Genomic DNA, 20,808 nt, shown 5'->3' with positions numbered 1-20,808 from the left:
GTTCTCTCCTGTCTGCGGGGTGGGTCAGAGCCAGCCGGGGACGACGAAGACCAGCCAGGCCACCAGCGGCCCGACCACCACGACGACGCCGGAGTAGGCGAGCATCTGCTTGTAGAAGCGGTCCCGGTCGACGTCCTGGGCGTTGGCCAGGACGAGTGCGCCGTTGGTGGAGAACGGGCTGACGTCGACGATCGTGGAGGCGATGGCCAGTGCCACGACGACGCCGACGGCGCCGATCTGGCCGGCCATCAGGAAGGGCACGGCCAGGGAGATGGCGACGCCGATGATGGCGGTGGAGCTGGCGAAGGCGCTGACCACGGCGCCGATGTAGGCCAGCAGCAGGGCCACGACGAGCGGGGCGCCGATCGAGGTGACGCTCTCACCGACGTAGGCGATGGTGCCGGCCTCCTGCAGCACGTAGACGAAGCTCAGCACGCCGGCGATGAGCAGCACGGTGGACCAGCTGATCTGCATGACCGCGCCCTTGTGCCGGGCGGCGGAGAACAGCGCCAGCACGGTGGCGATGGTGATCGAGACGAAGCCGATGTCCAGGTCGAAGACCAGCGCCAGGACGGCGAGGGCGACCAGGCCGACCAGGGTCAGCACCTGCTCGACGGTGACCCGGCCGGTCGCCGTCCGCTCGCTGGTGTCCACCGAGGACCCGGCCGAGGTGCCGTGCCCGCTGATCACCGGGTCGCCGGCGCTGCCGTCGGGGGCGGTGGTCTCCTCGGCGGGGAGCTCGTCGGTGACCTTGCGGCCGATCAGCTGCCGCCCGCCGAAGACGACGAACAGGACCGCCGCGATGGCCAGGTTGAAGAACAGGCTGGCCAGGAAGACGGTGATCGGGGAGGAGGGCAGGTCGTTGTCGGCGACGATGTTGTTGACCGTCACGCCGTAGACGCTGATCGGGGAGAACCCGCCGCCCTGCGCGCCGTGGACGACCATCATGCCCATCAGCAGCGGGTTGATCCGGTACTTCGCGGCGAAGCCCAGCGCGATCGGGGCGATGATCGCCACCGCCGCGGGGGACAGCGCGCCGATCGCGGTGAGCACCGCGGTGACCGCGAACATGATCCACGGGATGAAGGCGACCCGGCCGGCCACGAGCTTCACCGCCCCGCGGACCAGCAGGTCCACGGTGCCGTTGTTCTGGGCGATCGCGAAGAGGTAGGTGACCCCGATCAGGGTCAGCACCAGCTCCCCGGGGAACCCGGCCAGGATGTCGTCGGTGGTCATCCCGACGGCGAGGGTGCCGACCAGGAAGGCGGCCACGAACGCGAGGGCGCCCATGTTGATGGGCAGGAAGGTGGCGATCGCGAAGATCGCCACCAGCGCGAGGATCGAGATGATCTCGGGTGACACGGTCGGCTCCCACGTCGTCGGAGGGCGGTGCTGGATGGCTGTGTGCCGGGTGGCTGTGTGCCGGCTGTGATCGTGCTCGTGCTCGGGCCGGCGAGCACCTCGGACGAGGCGGCTCAGTGTCTCAGTGGCCTAGCCTCTCGACCACGAGGCTACTGTGTCAACCGTCACGCTGGATCGGCACGGGAGGTGCGGTGAGCAGCAGTCCCGCCCCGTTGCGGCGCAACCGGCTCTACGAGCAGGTGGTGCGCGAGCTGCTGACCTGGGCGTCCGCCGCCGGGCTGGGTCCCGGCGACCGGCTGCCGGCCGAACGCGAGCTGGCCGCCTCGCTGGGGGTCAGTCGCGCCACGCTGGCCCAGGCGCTCGTCGCCCTGGAGGTGACCGGGGTGGTCGCCGTCCGGCACGGCGACGGCACGGTGCTGCTCCTCCCGCCGCGGACCGAGTCGGTGCTGGCCGCGCTGAACGCCCGCCGTGAGGACCTCGGTGACGTCATCGAGGCCCGGGAGGCCCTGGAGGTCCGGCTCGCCGCGCTGGCCGCCCGCCGGCGCACGGCGGCCGACCTCGGCGAGATCGACGCGGCCCTGGCGGCGATGACCGCCGACGTCGACACCGGCGGCCGCGGGGTCGACGGCGACGAGCGGTTCCACGCCGCCGTCACCGCGGCCGGGCACTCGGCGCTGCTGGCCCGGTTCATGGCCGAGATCAGCGACCGGGTCCGCGAGAGCCGGATCGAGTCCCTGGCCCAGGAGGGCCGCCCGCACCGGTCGCTGGACGGGCACCGGGCGATCGCCGAGGCGGTCCGCGCCGGTGACGAGCAGGCTGCGGCGGCCGCGATGGCCGCGCACATCCGGATGGTCTCCGACGTCCCGCTGCTGGGCGGCGGTCAGCCCGGCAGCTGACGCCAGCCCGACGACGGGGTCACCACGGCGGTCAGCCGGACGTCGTGCGGCCCGCCCGGCACCGCGGGCAGCAGCTCCTCGTCGAAGACCACGCCGACCAGCACGGCGTCGGGACGGGCGTGGGTCAGGGCCCGGTCGTAGAACCCGCCGCCGCGGCCCAGTCGCGTGCCGTCGGCGCCCACCGCCAGCGCCGGGACGACGACGACGTCCGCCCCGCCGAGCGCTCCGGCGGGGAGCCGGGGCCCGACCGGTTCGAGCAGGCCGAACCGGCCGGCCGCCAGCCCGGCCCCCGACCAGGCCCAGCCCAGCGTCGCGCCCCGGTCGGGCACCACGGGCAGCAGGACCCGCCGGCCGAGCGCACCGAGCAGCTCGCCGTGTCCCGGTTCCTCGGCGGTGGGCACGTACCCCGCGACCACGACGCCGTCGACCAGTCGGGTGCCGAGGTGCGCGGCGACCGCCCGGGCCGCCGCGACCCGCCCCGCGGGTGTGCGGTCGGCACGTCCGGTGAGGAGCCGGGCGCGCAGTGACACCTTCGCGCTCACCACGTCGGGGGAGTCGGCCACGACCGGAGGCTAGCTAGGGTCGTGTCATGTCGAGCCCGACCCCTCGTCCCGCCCGCAAGGCAGTCATCCCGGTCGCCGGGATGGGCACCCGGTTCCTGCCGGCCACCAAGGCCGTGCCCAAGGAGCTGCTGCCCGTCGTCGACCGGCCGGCGCTGCAGTACATCGTCGAGGAGGCGGCCCGGGCCGGGCTCGGCGAGGTGCTCATGGTGACCGGCCGCAACAAGGCCGCCATCGAGGACTTCTTCGACCGCGCGCCCGAACTCGAGGCCGCGCTGGAGAAGAAGGGCGACCAGTCCCGGCTGGACGCCGTGCACGAGTCCACCGACGTGGCGCAGGTGCACTTCGTCCGCCAGGGCGAGGCCAAGGGCCTGGGCCACGCGGTCCTGCAGGCCGCCGCCTTCGTCGGTGACGAGCCCTTCGCGGTGCTGCTGGGCGACGACCTCATCGACGCCCGCGACCTGCTGCTGGAGCAGATGCTGGCCGTCCAGGCCGAGCACGGCGGCTGCGTCATCGCACTGCTGGACGTGGGCGCGGAGAACATCGACAAGTACGGTGCCGTCGCCATCGAGGACGCGCCGCAGACCCCCGCCGGTGACGGCGACGCCGTCGTCCGGATCACCGGCATGGTCGAGAAGCCCCCGAGGGAGGAGGCGCCCTCCTCCCTGGCGATCATCGGCCGCTACGTGCTGGCCCCCGAGGTCTTCGACGCCATCCGGGCCACCCCGCCCGGCCGCGGCGGGGAGATCCAGCTGACCGACGCCCTCCTGGCCCTCGTCGAGCAGGGCGTCCCGGTGCACGGCGTGGTGTTCTCCGGCCGCCGCTACGACACCGGGGACAAGCTGGACTACCTCAAGGCCGTCGTCCGGTTGGCCGTCGAGCGCGACGACCTGGGCCCGGCCCTGCGCCCGTGGTTGCGTGACTTCGTCGCCGACCTGCCCGCCGAGGGCGCGTCGCCGGCCTGACCGGGCGCCCGAGGGGGCACCATCGGTCACCGGTGCGGTCGGTCAGGACCCACCCCGCGCACGGACGACGTCGCGGCGACGCAGGCCCAGGAGCTCGCAGACGGTGGTGGGGATGACCGAGGACAAGTCACGCGGGTGGTTCCGGGGGTCCCGGGACACCACCCAGATCGACCTCGGCACCGGGGCGCCGGTCGGCGTCCAGCCCACCCAGCAGATCGGCGGCGTCCGGGGCCCGGCGACGACGCCGGCCCCGGCGCAGCACACCGTGCAGGTCGACCGGGACGTCGCCGTCCCGGCGCCCGCGGTGTCCTCCGGGGACCGTGACCCCGACCCGGCCGCGGACACCGGTGAGTTCGCCGCGGACCCGGGTCGGGTGCGCACCGTCGAGCAGCACCTGGACCTCATCCTCGCCGCGGCACCGACCCCGGACCCCATCGAGCTGGCCGTGCTCGACGCGCAGGGCCTGCTCTGCGCCGAGCACGTGGTCAGCAGCCGGGACCTGCCCGCCTTCGACCAGGCCGGTCTGGACGGCTACGCCGCCCGCGCCATCGACGTCCACGGTGCCTCCTTCGAGCAGCCGGTCACCCTGGCCGTGGTGGGGGAGTCCGTGGCCGGGGCCGCCGCGCCGACGTCCATCGGGCCGGGATTGACCCAGAAGGTCGCCGCCGGCGCGATGCTGCCGACCGGGGCCGACGTCGTCGTGCCCGCGGTCTGGACCGACCAGGGCGCGGCCCGGGTCGCCGTGCAGGCCGAGCTCGCGCCGGGCAGCTACGTCCGCCGCACCGGGGACGACGTCGCGGTCGGCGACACCGCCGTCGGTGTGGGCACCCCCATCGGCCCCGCCCAGATCGCCCTGCTGGCCGCCGTCGGCCGCGAGCGCGTGCTGGTGCGCCCCCGCCCCCGCGTCGCCGTGCTGTGCGCCGGCAGCGAGCTGGTCGACGTGGGCACCACGCCGGTCCCCGGCCAGGTCGTCGACGTCAACAGCTACGCCCTCGCCGCGGCCGCGCGCGACGCCGGCGCGGAGGCCTACCGCTCGGGCATCGTGCCGGCCGACCGGCGCCGGCTGGTGGAGCTGCTGGAGAGCCAGTTGCTGCGCAGCGACGTCGTCCTCATCGCCGGCACGTTCGCCGGGGGCGGGTTCGACCTGGTGCAGGAGGCGCTGGCCGAGCTGGGGCACGTCGAGTTCACCCAGGTCGCCATGCACCCCGGTCCGGTGCAGGCCTTCGGTCGGCTGGGTCGTGACGGCGTGCCGGTCATCTGCGTGCCCGGCGAGCCGGTGGCCGCGTTGGTCGCCTTCGAGGTCTTCGTCCGCCCGGCGATCCGGCTGATGCTGGGCAAGCGCCAGCTCTTCCGGCGCACCGTGCAGGCCGTGTCGGCCCAGCAGCTGCTCTCGCCCTTCGGCTACCGGCAGTACCTGCACGGCCAGGTCATGCGCCACCCCGACGGCGGGTACGTCGTCGAGCCCGTCGGTGGCGGGGACAGCGGCAGCGACGCGGTGCTGGCCCGGATGGCCCGGTCCAACTGCCTGATCGTGGTGGACGAGGACGTCACCGAGGTGTCTCCCGGCGGACTGGTGACGGTCATGCCGATGCTGCTGGGCGGCTGAGCCATCGGCGCGCTCTTCGGGGACCCGGTGCTGCACCCGGGGTGGCCCGCGGAGCTGGGTCACGGTGACGTCGAGCTGCACCCGCTGCGTCGCTCGGACGCCGACGCCTGGTCCCGGCTGCGCCGGGAGAACGAGGCCTGGCTGAGCCCCTGGGAGCCCTCCGCGCCGGCCGGGTGGGCGCAACGGCACACCCCGGCGGTGTACCGGGCCATGCGCCGGGCCGCCGGGCGCCGGGCCCGGCTGGGCAGCTCGCTGCCCTTCGCGATCCGGCACCGGGGCCGGCTGGTCGGTCAGGTGACGGTGGACAACGTGGTCCGCGGTGCGCTGCGGTCGGGTCACCTGGGTTACTGGATCGACCGCGCGGCGGCCGGCCAGGGCGTGGCGTCGCTGGCGGTGGCCCTGGTCTGCGACCACGCGTTCGGACCCGCCGGGCTGCACCGGCTGCAGGCCGACGTGCGACCGGAGAACGGGCCCAGCAGGCGGCTCGTGCAGCGCCTGGGGTTCACCGAGGAGGGCCTCCTCCGGTCCTACCTGGACATCGACGGCGCCTGGCGGGACCACCTGGCCCACGCCCTGCTCGCCGACGACCACCCGCACGGCGTGCTGGCCCACTGGCAGCGGTCCGCCCCGGCCTGACCGGGCCCGCACGACCCCTGCGACACGCCGGGAGGGACGACACGCCGTCGACACCCGACACGACACGACGAGAACGCGGTGCGCCTCCCTCGTCCGGGGGAGCGGGGGCCCTAACGTGCGTCCCGAGTGACCCGTGTGACTCGTGTGGCGCCAGGGATCGGCGCCGCACACACGGGTGCCAAGGACGGATGCGGGGTGGTTCGCGATGGGTTCGGGTGTTCTGCTGGCCGCTCTGGTCGTGCTGTGGTTCGTGGTGCTGGTGCCGATGGTGGTCACCCGCGGCGACGCAGCACCGGCCCGGGCCGGAGCGACGGGAGCGGGTCGGACGCTCCAGCGCCGACGTGTCGTCGACCCGGTCGTCCACGCCGACACCGAGCGTGTCGCCATCGACCGGTCCGCCCTGCGCAGCAGTGGTGAGCTGCAGGTCGACGTGCACGCCGTCCGGCGTCGCACGCTGGCCGGGCTGGCCGCGCTGGCGCTGCTGACCCTGGTCGGCGCGATCGCCTACCGCTCGTGGCTCTGGGCACCCCAGGTGCTGCTCGACCTCGCGGTCGTCGGCTACGTGATGGTCATCCGTGCCGCGGCTCAGCGGGAGCGGCGCACCGCCGTCCGCCGTCAGGCCCGGGTCGCCGCCCGCCCGCCGGTGCAGCGTCCCGCCGCCCGCCCGGCCCAGCGTCCGGCCGCCCAGCGTCCGGCCGCCCAGCGTCCGGCGGCCGCCCCGGCTCCCGTGGCCGTCCCCGTCCCCGTCCCCGTCCCCGTCGCCGCCCCGGCCGCAGCGCAGTGGGCCCCCCAGCCCAGCCTGCCGCTGGCCCCCGTGCACCCGATCCGCCCCGCCCGGGTGGTGGCGGCCCGCACCCCGGTCGCCGCCGGTTGGCAGCAGGGCGCCGTCGTCGGGCTGGACGACGAGGAGCTCGGCTTCGCCGACATCGACGTCTACCGGCCGCGCACCGCGACCGGCTGACCCGCACCCCGACACACGCGGGACCCCCTGCGAGTCCGGCGCCGGTGGACGGTAGAGTCACCGGGGCAAGGGGCTGTGGCGCAGTCCGGTAGCGCACCTCGTTCGCATCGAGGGGGTCAGGGGTTCAATTCCCCTCAGCTCCACCCCTGCAGCACAGTCAGGCCGGGCCCACCAGGGCCCGGCCTGACTGCTGTCAGGAGGGTCGACGGAAGTCCGCGGGCCGCTTCTCGGCGAATGCCCGGATGCCCTCGACGCCCTCCGGGTCGGCGGCGGACTCCACGATCAGCCGCGCCTCCTCGTCGAGCTGGTGGTCCAGGGTCGTGGTCGCCGCGCGCCGGACCAGCGCCCGGGTGCGCACCATCGCCCGCACCGGCCCGGCCGCCACCTGGTGGGCCAGTGCCGTGGCCGCGGCGGTGAGCTCGGCGTCGTCCACCAGGCGGCCGACCAGGCCGAACAGGTGCGCATCGGCGGCGGTGAGCGTGCCGTTGGTCAGCATCAGGTCCAGTGCCCGCGGCGCGCCCAGGGTGCGGGCCAGTGCCCAGGAGCTGCCGCCGTCCGGGGACAGGCCCAGCGCGCCGTAGGCGGGACGGAACTTCGTCGACCGCGCGGCGACCACCAGGTCGCAGGCCCCCACCAGGCCGACACCCGCACCGGCGACGGCGCCCTGCACCCCGGCCACCACCGGCACCGGGCAGCTGATCACGGCCCGGACGACGTCGTGCCAGCGTTGCGCGAGCGTCCCGATGAAGCCGGCCGTGTCCGCACTGGCCGCCATGCCCCGCACGTCGCCGCCCACGCAGAACCGCGGGCCCGTCCCGAGCAGCAGCACCGTCCGGGTCTCGGCAGGCCGGTCGGCGAAGGCGTGGACCAGGGCGTCGGCCAGGGCCAGGTCGATCGCGTTGCCCGCCTCGGGCCGGTCCAGGACCACCCGCCACACGTCGCCGTCCACCGCCGTGTCGACCCGTCGCGTCGTCGCGCTGCTCGTCATGGCCCGACCGTAGGGCCGCGGGCAGCACGACGCCCCCGGTCCGCGGGGACCGGGGGCGTCGGGCCGCTGCTCAGCTGTGACGGCGGGCCAGTTCGGGCTCGACCTCCCCGTCGATGGCGGCGGGGCGCCGCCGAACTCGTCGGCCACCTCACCGGCGACGTCCGCGGGGCTGCCGTGCTCGCTGGCCGGGTGGCCGTCCTCGTCCATCCCGGCGTCGGCCGCAGCCAGCATCCGGTGCCCGGTCGAGAGCACCGCGACCCCGGCCAGCACCGCGACGGCGGCGACGTAGAAGGGCACGTGCACGTCGAAGGCCTCGACGAGCTTGCCGGCGGCGAAGGGTGCCAGGCCGCCGCCCAGGAACCGGACGAAGCCGTAGGCGGCCGAGGCCACCGGCCGCTCGACCGGGCTGACCAGCATGACCGCCTGGGTGGTCAGGGTGTTGTTGATGCCGATGAACGCCCCCGCGACGACCACACAGGTGATCAGCGCCCACTTCGTGTCGGTGAACAGGGCGATCAGCAGCAGGTCGACGGCGAACAGGCCGAGTGCGCCGTAGAGGCTGCGGGCGGTGCCGAAGCGGGCCTGCAGGCGCGGGGCGCCGACGACGGAGAAGAAGGCGACCAGCAGGCCCCAGCCGAAGAACACGAAGCCGAGCTGGATCGCCGACAGCTCCATCGGGAAGGGGGCGTAACCCAGCATGGTGAAGAAGCCCCAGTTGTAGAGCAGGGCGGTGACGGCCATGATCAGCAGCCCGCGGTGCCGCAGCGCCTTGAGCGGGGCTGACAGCGGGGTCTTGTGCGTCGGCGTGGGGGTCTTCTCCAGCAGGACGACGGTCGCCAGCAGCGCGATGGCCATCAGCACGGCGACGCCGAAGAACGGGCCGCGCCAGCTGATGCTGCCCAGCAGGCCGCCGACCAGCGGACCGGCCGCGATGCCCAGGCCCAGGGCCGCCTCGTAGAGCACGATCGCGCCGGCGAACCCGCCCGAGGCGCTGGCCACGATGACCGCCAACGAGGTGGCGATGAACAGCGCGTTGCCCAGGCCCCAGCCGGCCCGGAACCCGACGATGCCGCCGATGGAGTCGCTGAGGCCGGCCAGGGCGGAGAACACCACGATGACCGCCAGTCCGGTGACCAGGGTCTGCTTGGCCCCGATCCGGCTGGACACCCAGTTCGTGCCCAGCATCGCGACGGCGGTGACCACCAGGTAGCTGGTGAACAGCAGCGTCACCTGGCTCTCGCTGGCGCCCAGCTGGGTCTTCAGCGAGGGCAGGATCGGGTCGACGAGCCCGATCCCCATGAAGCTGACGACGCAGGCGAAGGCGACCGCGTACACCGCCTTGGGCTGTCCGCGCATGCTGCTGGAGTGCGCGCTGGACGGGGTCGTGCTGGTCACCGGGTACCTCCGGGAGTGGGTGGGGAGCAGGGGGTGGGTCGGCACGCGGGCACGCCGGCCAGGCGGGCCAGGGCGGGCAGTGCCGCGGCGAGCGCGGCGACGTCGTCGTCCGTGAGGTCGGCGAGGGGCCCGGCCAGCCGGGCCGCCCGCTCGGTGCGGCGGCGGTCGAGGAGCTCGGCACCGGCCTCGGTCAGGCTGAGGACGACGACCCGGCCGTCGGTCGGGTCGCCGGCGCGCGCCACGAGGCCCTGACCGGTCAGCCGGGCGATCAGCGCGGTCATCGAGGGCTGGCTGACGCCCTCGGTGACGGCCAGCTCGGTGAGCCGGGCGGGTCCGGACCGCTGGAGCGTGGCCAGGGTCGCGGCGGCGGTGAGGCTGAGCTCCGTCCGGGTGCTGGTCAGCTGCCGCAGTCCGACGACGACGTCGTCCAGCTGCGCTGCGAGCTCGGCCCGGTCGACGTCCACATGTCAGTTGTACAACGCAACTATAAGAGATGCCACCGTGCCCCCCACGACGCGCTCCGCACGCCGCGGGCCCCTACACGGGGATCAAAACCAGGAGGGGAACCACATGCGCTGGAGCCACTCGGCGTAGGAGAGGGGCTGGCCGACGAGCACCGGGTAGAAGAAGACGAACGTCATCGCCACGACCGCCACGTAGAGGCTGACCGCGGCCAGGCCCAGCCGGCGGCGGGCGAGGGTGGCGCGGACGGGGCCCAGCACGTCCTGCAGGGCGAGGGTCACCGCGAGCACGAAGAACGGCAGCACCGGCGCCATGTAGAAGATGAACATGGTCCGCTCCAGGTTGACGAACCACGTCCCCCAACCGGCCGCGATGGCGACGACGACGACGAGCGCGGCCGGGTCCCGACGGGCCACCAGCCGCCAGCCCAGCCACAGCACCGCCGGGGCGAAGACCAGCCAGAGCGTCGGGGTGCCGACCATCAGGATGTAGCGGACCACCTGGTCGCCGGTGGAGTCGGTGAGGCCCTGCGGGTTCCACAGCAGGATCGGGCGACCGTCGACCAGCCAGGACCAGGGCCCGGACTCCCAGGGGTGCGGCGTGGACAGGCCGTTGTGGAAGGACAACCACTCCTCGTGCATGTGCCACAGCGACCGCAGCGCGCCGGGGACGAACGGGAACGCCGTGTCCGGGTTCTGGTCGGCCCAGTGCCGGCCCTGGGAGCTCTCGCCCAGGAACCAGCCGGTGAAGCTGGCCAGGTAGGTGAGGACCGGGAGCACGGCCAGCGCCCACACCGCACCGGGCAGGCCGCGCCGCAGCACCGTGCGGGTCGGGCTGGGCACCCCGGCCTCGCGCCACGCCGCCCGGTCCCAGAACAGGCTCAGGACGGCGAAGAAGGCCAGGAAGTAGACCCCCGACCACTTCACCGACGCGGCGCAGCCGAACAGCACGCCCGCCGCGATCCGCCAGCCCCGCGGACCCAGCGCGAACCCGGTGGCCGCGCCCGTCAGGCCGGCGGTGCGTTCCCGGACCCGCTGGCGCACCCGGTCCCGGTCCACCACCAGGCACGCCACGGCGCTGACCACGAACACCTGCAGGAAGACGTCGAGCAGCCCGATCCGGCCCAGGGTGAAGGAGAAGCCGTCCAGCGCCATCAGCAGCCCGGCGACCAGGCCCAGCAGCGTCGAACCGGTCAGCCGGCGGGCCAGCCGGGTCAGCACGACGACGGCGACCGTGCCCGCCACCAGCGACGGGAACCGCCACCCGAAGCCGTCGTAGCCGAAGACCCTGATCCCGCTCGCGATCAGCCACTTGCCCAGCGGCGGGTGCACGATGAACGTGTAGCCGCGGTTGTACTCGTAGCCCCACTCGAGCATCTCGTTCGCCTCGGGCGGGTAGTACGCCTCGTCGAAGAGCAGGTCCCCCGGGTAGCTGAGGTCCCACAGCCGGCTGACGAACGTCGCGATGCCCAGCACCGCGGCCAGCACCCAGGACAGCACCCGGTCGGTGGGCAGCGCCGGGGTGAGCTGCCGCGCCGGCCGGCGCGGGCGGCGGCGGGGGACCGGCGGCGCCGCCTCGTCGTCCACCCGCTCGGGGGCCAGCAGCGCCATGGCCTGGAGGGTAGGCGGCGGGTCCGACGGCCCCGGCGTGACAGGCTCGGGGGGTGGCGGGACGACTGGTGCTGGGTGGTGCGCCGCTGGGGCAACCCGGCGACGTCGGACCGCGACTGCGTGCGGTGATGGCCGAGGCCGACGTGCTGGCCTGCGAGGACACCCGCCGGCTGCACCGGCTGGCCCAGGACCTCGAGGTCACCTTCACCGGCCGCGTCGTCACCTTCCACGAGAACGTCGAGGCCTCCCGGCTGCCCGGCCTGGTCGCCGCCATGCAGGCCGGCCAGACCGTCCTGCTGCTCACCGACGCCGGCATGCCCTCGGTCTCCGACCCCGGCTACACCCTGGTGCGGGCGGCGGTGGAGGCCGGCGTCCTGGTGACGTCGGTGCCCGGTCCCTCCGCCGTCACCACTGCGCTGGCGGTGTCCGGACTGCCCTGCGACCGGTTCACCTTCGAGGGCTTCCTGCCCCGCCGCGGCCGGCAGACCGCCTTCACCGCGCTGGCCGCCGAGCCCCGCACGATGGTCTTCTTCGAGTCCCCCCACCGGCTCGCCGACGCCCTCGCCGACGCCGCCGCCGTGCTGGGCGAGGACCGCCCCGCCGTCGTCTGCCGGGAGCTGACCAAGACCCACGAGGAGGTCGTCCGCGGCACCCTGGGCTCGCTGGCCACCTGGGCGCAGGGCGGCGTCCGCGGCGAGATCACCCTCGTCGTCGCCGGCGCCCCCGCCGGGCCCGCGGACCTCAGCCCCGCCGAGCTCGCCGCCGAGGTCGCCCGCGAGGAAGCCGCCGGCGAGACCCGCAAGGACGCCATCCGCAACGTCGTCACCCGCACCGGGCTCCCCAAGCGCGTCGTCTTCGACGCCGTCGTCGCCGCCAAGCCCCCCACCCCCTGACCCGGCAAAGGAAGCTCTGCACCCCCTTCCGGGCTCGATCGGGGGTGCAGAGCTTCCTTTGCCGAGCGGATCCTCAGCTGGCGCGCAGCTGACGGACGCGGACCTGGTAGACGGCCAGGACCTTGGCGCGCACGGCCTCCGGGTCGCGCAGGACCTCCGCGTAGGTGAAGCGGAGCACCAACCAGCCGAGCGCGGCCAGGACCGCATCTCGGGCCAGGTCCTCGCGACGTTGCTGCGGTGAGGTGTGGAAGGCGGCGCCGTCCAGTTCGACGGCGAGCATGGCGTCCTCCCACGCCCGATCGAGGCGCCGGGTGACGCCGTCGGGACAACGGACGGCGAACTGGCCGACGCTGCGGGGCAGGGACCGGTGCCGGAAGACGGACAGGACGCCCATCGCCTCCAGCTCGCTCTGCACGCCGTCAGCGATGAGGCCGATGGTCTCGGCGAGCTGGCGGTGGCCCCCGACGTTGGGTCGCCGCGCCAGGGCCCGGACCAGCAGGTCGGGGTCCACGCCAGTGCGCCGGACGGCGTCGACCGTCGTCGGCCTGCGGACCGCCGGGGTGAGCAGCGGCCAGGCGGCGACGAGGCTGTCGGCCAGGGTCGTCACCGGCAGTCCCCGGACGAGCTGGCGGTCGTCCTCGCCGAACCGGCTGCGGCGGTGCACGCGGAGGGTGGGCGCTCCGGCATGGCGCCGCTCTTGTGCGATCGTGACGTGCACCGGTCCGTCGCCGTCGACGGCTCCGTGCACGGCCAGTGCGGTGGTGTGGCTGAGCACGACGTCACCGCCGACGCACATCAGCGCGGCGCGTAGCCGCCGGTCCCCGGCCGCGGGGTTGCCGCGGGCGGTGTAGACGTGCGGGAAGACCCGCCGCAGCCGGCCGCTCTCCACGTGGTTGTCGACGATGCTCCGGGGTGCCACGCGCAGCAGCTCCTGGCGAGTGGCGAGGCCGCCTCGGCGGACGAGCAGCGCGTCGATTGCGCGGTGGGAGGCGTCGGGCAGCACCAGCTGATGGTCGTGTCGTCGCGGCACCCGTGACCGGCCCGGCGGACATCTGTGGACAACCTCGCGGCGCCTCCATCAGCACCTCGGCAAAGGAAGCTCTACACCCCCTCAACGCCTGATGAGGGGGTGTAGAGCTTCCTATGCCCCTGGGGGCGGCGGGGTCAGAGCCAGCCGCTGCGCTTGAAGCCGCGCCAGAGGAGGGTGCAGGCCACCAGCATCACGATCAGCACCAGCGGGTAGCCGAAGGTCCAGTGCAGCTCGGGCATGTGGTCGAAGTTCATGCCGTAGACGCCGGCGATGGCGGTGGGGACGGCGATGATGCCGGCCCAGGCGGAGATCTTGCGCATGTCCTCGTTGTCCGACAGCGAGGTGCGGGCCAGGGAGGCCTGCAGGATCGAGGACAGCAGCTCGTCCAGCGAGGAGATCTGGTCGCGGACCCGGATGGTGTGGTCCTGGACGTCGCGAAAGTAGGAGCGCATCTCGTCCGGCACGATCTCCACCTGCCGTTCGGACAGCGCGTGCAGCGGCAGGTCCAGCGGGGTGACGGCGCGGCGCAGCTGCATCAGCTCGCGCTTGAGCTGGTAGAGCCGCGGGATGTCGTCGGTGCGCTGCGGGGAGAACACCGAGGCCTCGAGCTCGTCGACGTCCTCCTCGACGTCGGCGGCGACCTCCACGTAGTGGTCCACGACGAGGTCGGCGACGGCGTAGAGGACCGCGGACGGGCCGTGGCAGAGCAGGTCGGGCTGCTCCTCCAGCCGGTGCCGGAGCTCGGCGAGCCCGCCGTGCTGCCCGTGCCGGACGGTGATCACGTAGCAGGCGCCCAGGAAGACCATCACCTCGCCGGTGTCCACGACCTCGCTGGTGGAGGTCAGCTGCTCGTGCTCCACGTAGGAGGCGGTCTTGAGCACCATGAACAGGGCGTCGTCGTAGCGGTCCAGCTTGGGCCGCTGGTGGGCGTAGACGGCGTCCTCGACGGCGAGCGGGTGCAGCCCGTACTCGGCGGCGATCGACTCGAACTCGGCCTCGGAGGGCTCGTGGAGCCCCAGCCAGACGAAGCCCTCCCGTTCCCGGGCGACGCGCAGGGCGTCCCGGGGCTCGACGTCGGGCACCCGGTGCCCGCCGACGTAGACCCCGCAGCCCACGACCGGGTCGCCGTCGGGGCGTCGGGGGGCGTCGTGCAGGGGGAGTCCGGCCGGTCGGGGGGTGTGCCGGGGGCGCGGCCGGGGAGCCCGCGAGTCGGTGCTGGTCATGTCTCTCCTCCGCGGCACGGTCGAGCGAGAGCGTAGGCGTGCGGGCCGGGGTGACGCGTGGCACGCTCCGCACACCACACGTGATCAACAAGCAGGGCAGGGGGAACGCACATGGCCGTCGCCAACGGCAGGCGGGTCAAGAGCGTCGAGGACTCCATCAGCGACACCGAGGAGCCCGAACACCAGCTCAAGAAGAACCTGTCCGGCCTGGACCTCACGGTCTTCGGGGTCGGCGTCATCATCGGCACGGGCATCTTCGTGCTCACCGGGGAGGTCGCCCAGACGACCACCGGTCCGGCCGTCGCCATCTCCTTCGTCATCGCCGGCATCGTCTGCGGGCTGGCCGCGCTCTGCTACGCCGAGTTCGCCTCGACCGTCCCGGTGGCCGGCTCCGCGTACACGTTCTCCTACGCCACGTTCGGTGAGCTGATCGCCTGGATCATCGGCTGGGACCTGGTCCTGGAGCTGGCCCTGGGTGCTGCCACCGTGAGCGTGGGCTGGTCGGGCTACCTCAACCAGCTGCTCAGCGACATCGGCATCGGGCTGCCCGAGTCCATCGCCGGGGAGACCGCCAGCTTCAACATCCCGGCCATGTTCATCGCCCTGCTGATGACCGGCGTGCTCATCCTGGGCATCAAGCTGTCCTCGCGGATCACCTCGATCATCGTGGCGATCAAGGTCGTCATCGTGCTGCTGGTCATCGTGGTCGGCGTCTTCTACGTCAAGGCCGCGAACTACACGCCCTTCATCCCGCCGTCGGAGCCCGCCGAGGGCGGTGGCTCGGGGCTCACCCAGCCCTTCATCCAGCTGCTCACCGGGTTCGCCCCGGCCAGCTTCGGGGTCGAGGGCGTCATCGCCGGTGCCGCGATCGTCTTCTTCGCCTTCATCGGCTTCGACATCGTCGCCACCGCCGCCGAGGAGACCAAGGACCCGGCCAAGGACCTGCCGCGCGGGATCTTCGGCTCGCTCGCCGTCTGCACCCTGCTCTACGTCCTGGTCAGCCTGGTCGTCGTCGGCATGCAGAACTACACCGAGCTGAACGCCTCCGCGCCGCTGGCCGGGGCGTTCTCCAGCGTCGGGCTGCCGTTCTTCTCCGGCATCATCTCGGTGGGCGCCCTGGCGGGCCTCACCAGCGTCGTGATGATCCTGATGCTCGGGCAGTCCCGGGTGCTGTTCGCGATGAGCCGGGACCACCTGCTGCCCCCGGGGCTGGCCAAGGTGCACCCCACCTACGGCACGCCGTACCGGATCACCCTGATCACCGGGGTCGTCGTGGCGATCATGGCCGGGCTGATCCCGCTGGGCACGCTGGCCGAGCTGGTCAACATCGGCACCCTGTTCGCCTTCGTGCTGGTCTCGGTCGGCGTCGTGGTCCTGCGCCGTACCCGCCCGGACCTGCCCCGGGCCTTCCGGGTGCCGCTGATGCCGGTCATCCCGATCGTCGCGGCGCTGGCCAGCTTCTACCTGATGCTGAACCTGCCCACCGACACCTGGATCCGCTTCGCGGTGTGGATGGGCCTGGGCGTCGTCGTCTACTACGCCTACGGACGGCGGCACAGCCGGCTGGCCAAGGGCGGCGACCACGACCACAGCGTGGAGACCGGCGACGGCACCGTCGGGCAGGGCCACCAGCGCTGAGGCCCGCACGGCTCCCACGACGGGGCGACCGCGCACGTGACGACCTGACCAGTGACCACCCGTCACCGGTCAGGGGGCCCCGATGGCCAGCACAGCAGTCTGGGAGGACACCGCCGCGCTCCCGCGCGTCGTGGTCCGCACGCTCCCGCGCGCCCGGACGACGGGCCGCCGCCGCCCGCCGCCGGTCGTGCTCGCCGCCGGCACCCTGGCGGTGCTGGAGGCCGTCGGGCTGCTCGCGCTGGGTCTGACCTCCCTGGACGTCGTCTGGGGCACGGGCCTGCGCCCGCCCGGCCAGCTCGTCGCGCTCACCCTGCTCCTGCTGGCCGGGTGGGTCGTGCTCGCCGCCGGCGGGGGAGCGGGCCTGGTCGACGGCACCGGGTCCCGGCTGCTCGTCGGCGTCGCCGTCGGTGAGCTGGCCCTGCTCGGGGTCCTGCTGGTCGCCGGGGTCGGCGGCGCCGTCGTCCCCGACGTCGGCGTCGGCGGGGTCGCCCTGCCCGTCCCCGGGCTGGCGTTGCTGGCCAGCTCCGTCCCGCTCGCCAAGCTGGCGCTGGGCACCAGCCCCGCGGCCCGCGCCTGGACCGCCGGCAGCGCGGCTGCCGTCCGGGCCCCCCGCCCGCCGGTCCCGCACCGGGCCGTCCGCGCGGTGACCCTGGCCGGCATCGGTCTCGCACTCACCGCCGTCGCCGTCCTGGGCTCCCCGGCACCGGACGTCGCGCCGGCCCCGAGCGGCACCAGCACCGCCCCCTGACCGGCGCCCGGATCCCGGTGGACGGCGATCCGTAGGCTCGGGAGCGTGACTGACCGGCACATCCTCACCGCCGTCGCCTGGCCCTACGCCAACGGCCCGCGGCACATCGGGCACGTCTCGGGCTTCGGCGTCCCCTCCGACGTCTTCAGCCGCTACCACCGGATGGCCGGGGACCGGGTGCTGATGGTGAGCGGCACCGACGAGCACGGCACGCCGATCACCGTCGCGGCCGACGCCGAGGGCGTCACCCCGCAGGAGATCGCCGACCGGAACAACCGGGTGATCGTCGACGACCTGACCGGCCTGGGGCTCAGCTACGACCTGTTCACCCGGACGACGACGGCCAACCACGCCGCGGTCAGCCAGGAGATCTTCCTGGGGCTGCTGAAGAACGGCTACGTCTTCCCGCAGACGACGCTGGGCGCGATCAGCCCCTCCACCGGCCGCACGCTGCCCGACCGCTACATCGAGGGCACCTGCCCGATCTGCGGCTTCGACGGTGCGCGCGGCGACCAGTGCGACAACTGCGGCAACCAGCTCGACCCGGTCGACCTGGTCAACCCGGTCTCCAAGATCAACGGCGAGACGCCGAAGTTCGTGGAGAGCGAGCACTGGTTCCTGGACCTGCCGGCCTTCGCCAAGGCGCTGGGGGACTGGCTGGGCACCCGCAAGAGCTGGCGTCCCAACGTCCTGAACTTCAGCGTCAACCTGCTGGCCGACCTCAAGCCGCGCAGCTACACCCGCGACATCGACTGGGGGGTGCGCGTCCCGCTGCCGGACTGGCAGGACCGCGGTGACAAGCGCATCTACGTCTGGTTCGACGCCGTCGTGGGCTACCTGTCGGCGTCCATCGAGTGGGCCCGCCGGTCCGGTGACCCCGAGGCCTGGCGGCAGTGGTGGCAGTCCCCGGACTCCGACGCCTACTACTTCATGGGCAAGGACAACATCGTCTTCCACTCCGAGATCTGGCCCGCCCAGCTGCTCGGCTACAACGGCGAGGCCGCCAAGGGCGGGACGCCGGGGTCCTACGGGCGCCTGAACCTGCCCACCGAGGTGGTGTCGAGTGAGTTCCTGACCATGGAGGGCAAGAAGTTCTCCTCCTCGCGCCGGGTGGTCATCTACGTCAAGGACTTCCTGGCCCGCTACGACGCCGACGCGCTGCGCTACTTCATCGCCGTCGCCGGTCCGGAGAACCAGGACACCGACTTCACCTGGGCGGAGTTCCTGCGCCGCAACAACGACGAGCTCGTCGCCGGCTGGGGCAACCTGGTCAACCGGTCGATCTCGATGGCGGCCAAGAACGTGGGCGCGATCCCGCAGCCCGGTGACCTGACCGACGCCGACCGGGCCCTGCTGGCCACCACCTCCGGCGCCTTCGCGCCGGTCGGGGAGCTGCTGGGCCGCAACCGGCAGAAGGCCGCCGTCAACGAGGCCATGCGGGTCGTCGGCGAGGCCAACAAGTACCTGTCCGACCAGGCGCCGTGGAAGCTCAAGGAGGACCCGGCCCGCCGGGACTCGGTGCTGTACACCGCCCTGCAGGCGATCAAGGACTGCAACGGGCTGCTGTCCCCGTTCCTGCCGCACTCGGCCCAGCAGGTGCACGAGCTGCTCGGCGGGGAGGGCGTCTGGTCCGTGGCGCCGCGGGTCGAGGAGGTCACCGACCTCGACGACGGCCGGCCCTACCCGGTCATCACCGGGGACTACGGCACCGGTCAGGCCGTCTGGCAGTCCGTGCCGATCGTGCCGGGGACGCCGCTGTCGGCCCCCAGGCCGGTCTTCACCAAGCTGGACCCCTCGATCGTGGAGGAGGAGCTGGCCCGGTTCGCGGAGGGGTCCGAGTGAGCCGGTCGGCGTCCTCGCGGGCCAACCGGCGGGGTGAGCCGCCGCCGTCCCCGGAGCCGCTGCCGGCGCCCGCGCTGGACAGCCACACCCACCTCGACATCGCCGTCGGCGGGGAGGACCGGACGCCCACCGACGCCGAGGTGGACGACGAGATCGCCGCCGCGGCCGCCGTCGGGGTGACCCGGCTGGTGCAGGTGGGGGTCGACGTCGCCAGCTCGCAGTGGTCGGCGGCGCTGGCGGAGCGGCACCCCTCGGTGCTGGCCGCGGTCGCCCTGCACCCCAACGAGGCCGGGGACGGCGCGGCCACCCCGGAGGCGCTGGCCGAGATCGACCGGCTGGCCGCGCTGCCCCGGGTGCGCGCGGTGGGGGAGACCGGCCTGGACCGGTACCGCACCGGCGAGGACGGCTGGGCCGCGCAGGAGGAGTCCTTCCGGGCGCACATCCGCATCGCCAAGCGGCACGGCATCGCGCTGGTCATCCACGACCGGGACGCCCACGCCGAGGTGCTCCGGGTGCTCGACGACGAGGGCCTGCCCGAGCACACCGTCTTCCACTGCTTCTCCGGGGACGCCGCCTTCGCCCGGCAGTGCCTGGACCGCGGCGCCGTGCTGTCCTTCGCCGGCACGCTGACCTTCGCCAACGCCGGCTACCTGCGCGAGGCCGCCGCCCTGGCCCCGGTCGACCAGGTGCTGGTCGAGACCGACAGCCCGTTCCTCACCCCCGTCCCGCACCGGGGGCGCCCCAACGGCTCCCGGCTGGTGCCGCTGACCGTCCGCGCGCTGGCCGAGGTCACCGGGGTCGGGCTCGGCCAGCTGTGCGACACCCTGACCGCCACCGGGGAGCGCGTCTTCGGCCGGTGGTGAGGGCGGTGGTGAGGGCGCACGTGGCACCGGTGCCCTCAACAGGGGGACACTGACCCCGTGGGTCGCCTCATCGCCGTCGTGCTGTTCATCGCCGTGATGGTGCCCGCCGGGCTGTTGGCCCGCGGCTGGGCCCGGGCGACCGACCGTCGGGTCGTCGCCGGCGGCGGGGTGGAGCTGGTGCCGCCCTCCGAGGAGGGTGCCGCGGTGCTCGCCCGGCAGGCCCGGCACGGCCGCCGGGTCCGCCAGCTCGGCTTCGGGCTCGGCCTGGTCGCGGTGGTGGCCAGCGTCGTGCTCTTCGCCGAGGCCTCGGTCTTCCTCTGGCTGCCCGCGCTGGTGGTGGGGCTCCTGCTGGGCGTGCTGCTGGCCGAGGCCACCCGCCCCCGGCCGCGGTGGGCGCTGTCCTCCCCGGCCCGCCGTCCCCGGCGGGGGGACCAGGTCTCCCCGTGGCTGCTGTGGAGCGCCCGCGGTGCCGTGGTCGGCGAGCTCGCCGCGGCCGCGCTGCTGTGGCGGGCCGACAGCCTGGACGGCGGGGTCGCCACGGTGGCCCTCGTCGTGCCGGCGGCGGCCTGGCTGCTGGCCGAGGTGGCCCTGCTGCGGGTGCTGGTCCGGCCGCTCGCGGCCGAGGGGGCCGACGTCCCGGTCGACGAGGCGCTGCGCACCTGGACCGCCCACCTGGTGACGGCGGCCGTGAGCGTCGTGGCGCTGCTCCCGCTGGGGGCGCTGCTGCTGCTGGCCGGGGTGGACCTGGGGGACCGGGTGACCGACGGGGTCGACCTGCTGCCGGTGGCGCTGGTGGCCGGGGGGTTCTCCACGATCACCGCCGGCCTGGCCGTGGCCGGGTTCCTGCTGACCTGGCTGAAGCCGGTGCGCCACACCGCGCCCGCCCTCGCCGGCTGACCGCACCGCCCGCGGAGGGGTCCGGCGTCACAGGGTGGCGCTCGACACAGGCCCCGACCCCACTCGCCCCACGCTGACCAGCGTGGACGTGACGCGTGGTGTCGGCGTGGCGACCGCTTGTCGACTCGGAGACCTGCTTTCCTGAGTCGGCAGCATTGTCTTCCGTGCCAGGTTCGTTATCGTGTCGTGACCGACCAGTCGGGGTGGGGAACACCCGGACGGCGTCCGCTCCC

At 73.9% G+C, this 20,808-nt stretch carries 18 protein-coding genes and 1 tRNA gene; 12 read left to right on the top strand and 7 right to left on the bottom strand.

The features are described from left to right. Window positions 1–24 precede the first annotated feature (24 nt). A complete protein-coding gene (locus tag ASG41_RS09465) occupies window positions 25–1,362 on the bottom strand; it encodes an SLC13 family permease (protein ID WP_056293076.1) in 1,338 nt (445 codons plus the stop codon). A 191-nt stretch (window positions 1,363–1,553) separates the two neighbouring features. Here ASG41_RS09465 and ASG41_RS09460 point away from each other — a divergent pair, with 191 nt between their 5' ends. Continuing rightward, window positions 1,554–2,258, top strand: a complete 705-nt coding sequence (locus ASG41_RS09460; protein WP_082556746.1) for a FadR/GntR family transcriptional regulator — start codon at window positions 1,554–1,556, stop codon at window positions 2,256–2,258. Here the strand turns inward: ASG41_RS09460 and ASG41_RS09455 are convergent. Continuing rightward, window positions 2,243–2,821, bottom strand: a complete 579-nt coding sequence (locus tag ASG41_RS09455) for a 5-formyltetrahydrofolate cyclo-ligase (protein ID WP_056293073.1) — start codon at window positions 2,819–2,821, stop codon at window positions 2,243–2,245. The two genes, ASG41_RS09460 and ASG41_RS09455, sit on opposite strands and share 16 nt — an antisense overlap. 26 nt (window positions 2,822–2,847) lie before the next feature. Here ASG41_RS09455 and ASG41_RS09450 point away from each other — a divergent pair, with 26 nt between their 5' ends. The 5 genes from ASG41_RS09450 (at window position 2,848) to ASG41_RS09430 (ending at window position 7,129) form a co-directional block, all read left to right on the top strand. Beyond that, on the top strand, window positions 2,848–3,783 hold the full coding sequence (locus ASG41_RS09450; RefSeq protein WP_056293069.1) for a UTP--glucose-1-phosphate uridylyltransferase: 936 nt from the start codon (window positions 2,848–2,850) through the stop codon (window positions 3,781–3,783). Between the two features lie 112 nt (window positions 3,784–3,895). Beyond that, window positions 3,896–5,389, top strand: a complete 1,494-nt coding sequence (gene glp / locus ASG41_RS09445; RefSeq protein ID WP_200938806.1) for a gephyrin-like molybdotransferase Glp — start codon at window positions 3,896–3,898, stop codon at window positions 5,387–5,389. 27 nt (window positions 5,390–5,416) lie between these two features. Further along, window positions 5,417–6,025, top strand: a complete 609-nt coding sequence (locus ASG41_RS09440) for a GNAT family N-acetyltransferase (RefSeq protein ID WP_157519232.1) — start codon at window positions 5,417–5,419, stop codon at window positions 6,023–6,025. Between the two features lie 205 nt (window positions 6,026–6,230). Continuing rightward, window positions 6,231–6,986, top strand: a complete 756-nt coding sequence (locus tag ASG41_RS09435) for a hypothetical protein (protein ID WP_056293066.1) — start codon at window positions 6,231–6,233, stop codon at window positions 6,984–6,986. 69 nt (window positions 6,987–7,055) lie between these two features. Next, window positions 7,056–7,129, top strand: a tRNA-Ala gene (locus tag ASG41_RS09430). Window positions 7,130–7,179: 50 nt separating this feature from the next. On the opposite strand, the gene ASG41_RS24705 is transcribed toward ASG41_RS09430, so the two are convergent. From ASG41_RS24705 to ASG41_RS09410, 3 genes are all read right to left on the bottom strand, one after another. Continuing rightward, entirely contained in the window at window positions 7,180–9,369 is a 2,190-nt protein-coding gene (locus ASG41_RS24705; protein WP_235564680.1) for an MFS transporter, read from the bottom strand. Next, entirely contained in the window at window positions 9,366–9,833 is a 468-nt protein-coding gene (locus ASG41_RS09415) for a MarR family transcriptional regulator (protein ID WP_056293059.1), read from the bottom strand. Before ASG41_RS09415 ends, ASG41_RS24705 begins: the two co-directional genes overlap by 4 nt. Window positions 9,834–9,917: 84 nt before the next feature. Beyond that, complete coding sequence (locus ASG41_RS09410) at window positions 9,918–11,441, bottom strand: dolichyl-phosphate-mannose--protein mannosyltransferase (RefSeq protein ID WP_056293056.1); 1,524 nt, start codon at window positions 11,439–11,441, stop codon at window positions 9,918–9,920. Window positions 11,442–11,494: 53 nt separating this feature from the next. On the opposite strand from ASG41_RS09410, the gene rsmI reads away from it, so the two are divergent. Further along, a complete protein-coding gene (rsmI, locus tag ASG41_RS09405) occupies window positions 11,495–12,334 on the top strand; it encodes a 16S rRNA (cytidine(1402)-2'-O)-methyltransferase (RefSeq protein WP_056293052.1) in 840 nt (279 codons plus the stop codon). A gap of 73 nt (window positions 12,335–12,407) precedes the next feature. Here rsmI and ASG41_RS09400 read toward each other — a convergent pair whose 3' ends face one another. Together ASG41_RS09400 and corA are read right to left on the bottom strand one after the other, a co-directional pair. Then, the gene (locus tag ASG41_RS09400) at window positions 12,408–13,337 is read right to left on the bottom strand and encodes a DUF559 domain-containing protein (protein WP_235564676.1); all 930 of its coding nucleotides are present in this window, start codon (window positions 13,335–13,337) and stop codon (window positions 12,408–12,410) included. Window positions 13,338–13,498: 161 nt separating this feature from the next. Then, window positions 13,499–14,587, bottom strand: coding sequence for a magnesium/cobalt transporter CorA (corA, locus tag ASG41_RS09395; RefSeq protein WP_056293049.1), 1,089 nt, complete (start codon window positions 14,585–14,587; stop codon window positions 13,499–13,501). A gap of 111 nt (window positions 14,588–14,698) precedes the next feature. On the opposite strand from corA, the gene ASG41_RS09390 reads away from it, so the two are divergent. From ASG41_RS09390 to ASG41_RS09370, 5 genes are all read left to right on the top strand, one after another. Then, window positions 14,699–16,225: an amino acid permease gene (locus ASG41_RS09390; protein ID WP_056293046.1), complete on the top strand. Its 1,527-nt coding sequence runs from the start codon at window positions 14,699–14,701 to the stop codon at window positions 16,223–16,225. A gap of 82 nt (window positions 16,226–16,307) precedes the next feature. Further along, on the top strand, window positions 16,308–16,973 hold the full coding sequence (locus ASG41_RS09385) for a hypothetical protein (RefSeq protein WP_157519230.1): 666 nt from the start codon (window positions 16,308–16,310) through the stop codon (window positions 16,971–16,973). Between the two features lie 45 nt (window positions 16,974–17,018). Beyond that, window positions 17,019–18,815, top strand: a complete 1,797-nt coding sequence (gene metG, locus ASG41_RS09380) for a methionine--tRNA ligase (RefSeq protein WP_056293038.1) — start codon at window positions 17,019–17,021, stop codon at window positions 18,813–18,815. Then, complete coding sequence (locus tag ASG41_RS09375) at window positions 18,812–19,678, top strand: TatD family hydrolase (protein ID WP_056293035.1); 867 nt, start codon at window positions 18,812–18,814, stop codon at window positions 19,676–19,678. Before metG ends, ASG41_RS09375 begins: the two co-directional genes overlap by 4 nt. 57 nt (window positions 19,679–19,735) lie before the next feature. Then, window positions 19,736–20,575 carry a hypothetical protein gene (locus ASG41_RS09370; RefSeq protein ID WP_056293032.1) on the top strand — a complete coding sequence of 280 codons (840 nt, stop codon included), beginning with the start codon at window positions 19,736–19,738 and terminating at the stop codon, window positions 20,573–20,575. Window positions 20,576–20,808: the final 233 nt, after the last annotated feature.

This window comes from Modestobacter sp. Leaf380 (genome assembly GCF_001424485.1).
Lineage (GTDB): Bacteria > Actinomycetota > Actinomycetes > Mycobacteriales > Geodermatophilaceae > Klenkia.
The sequence above is the reverse complement of the archived record's forward strand: the minus strand, read 5'-3'. Positions and strand labels throughout refer to the sequence as shown.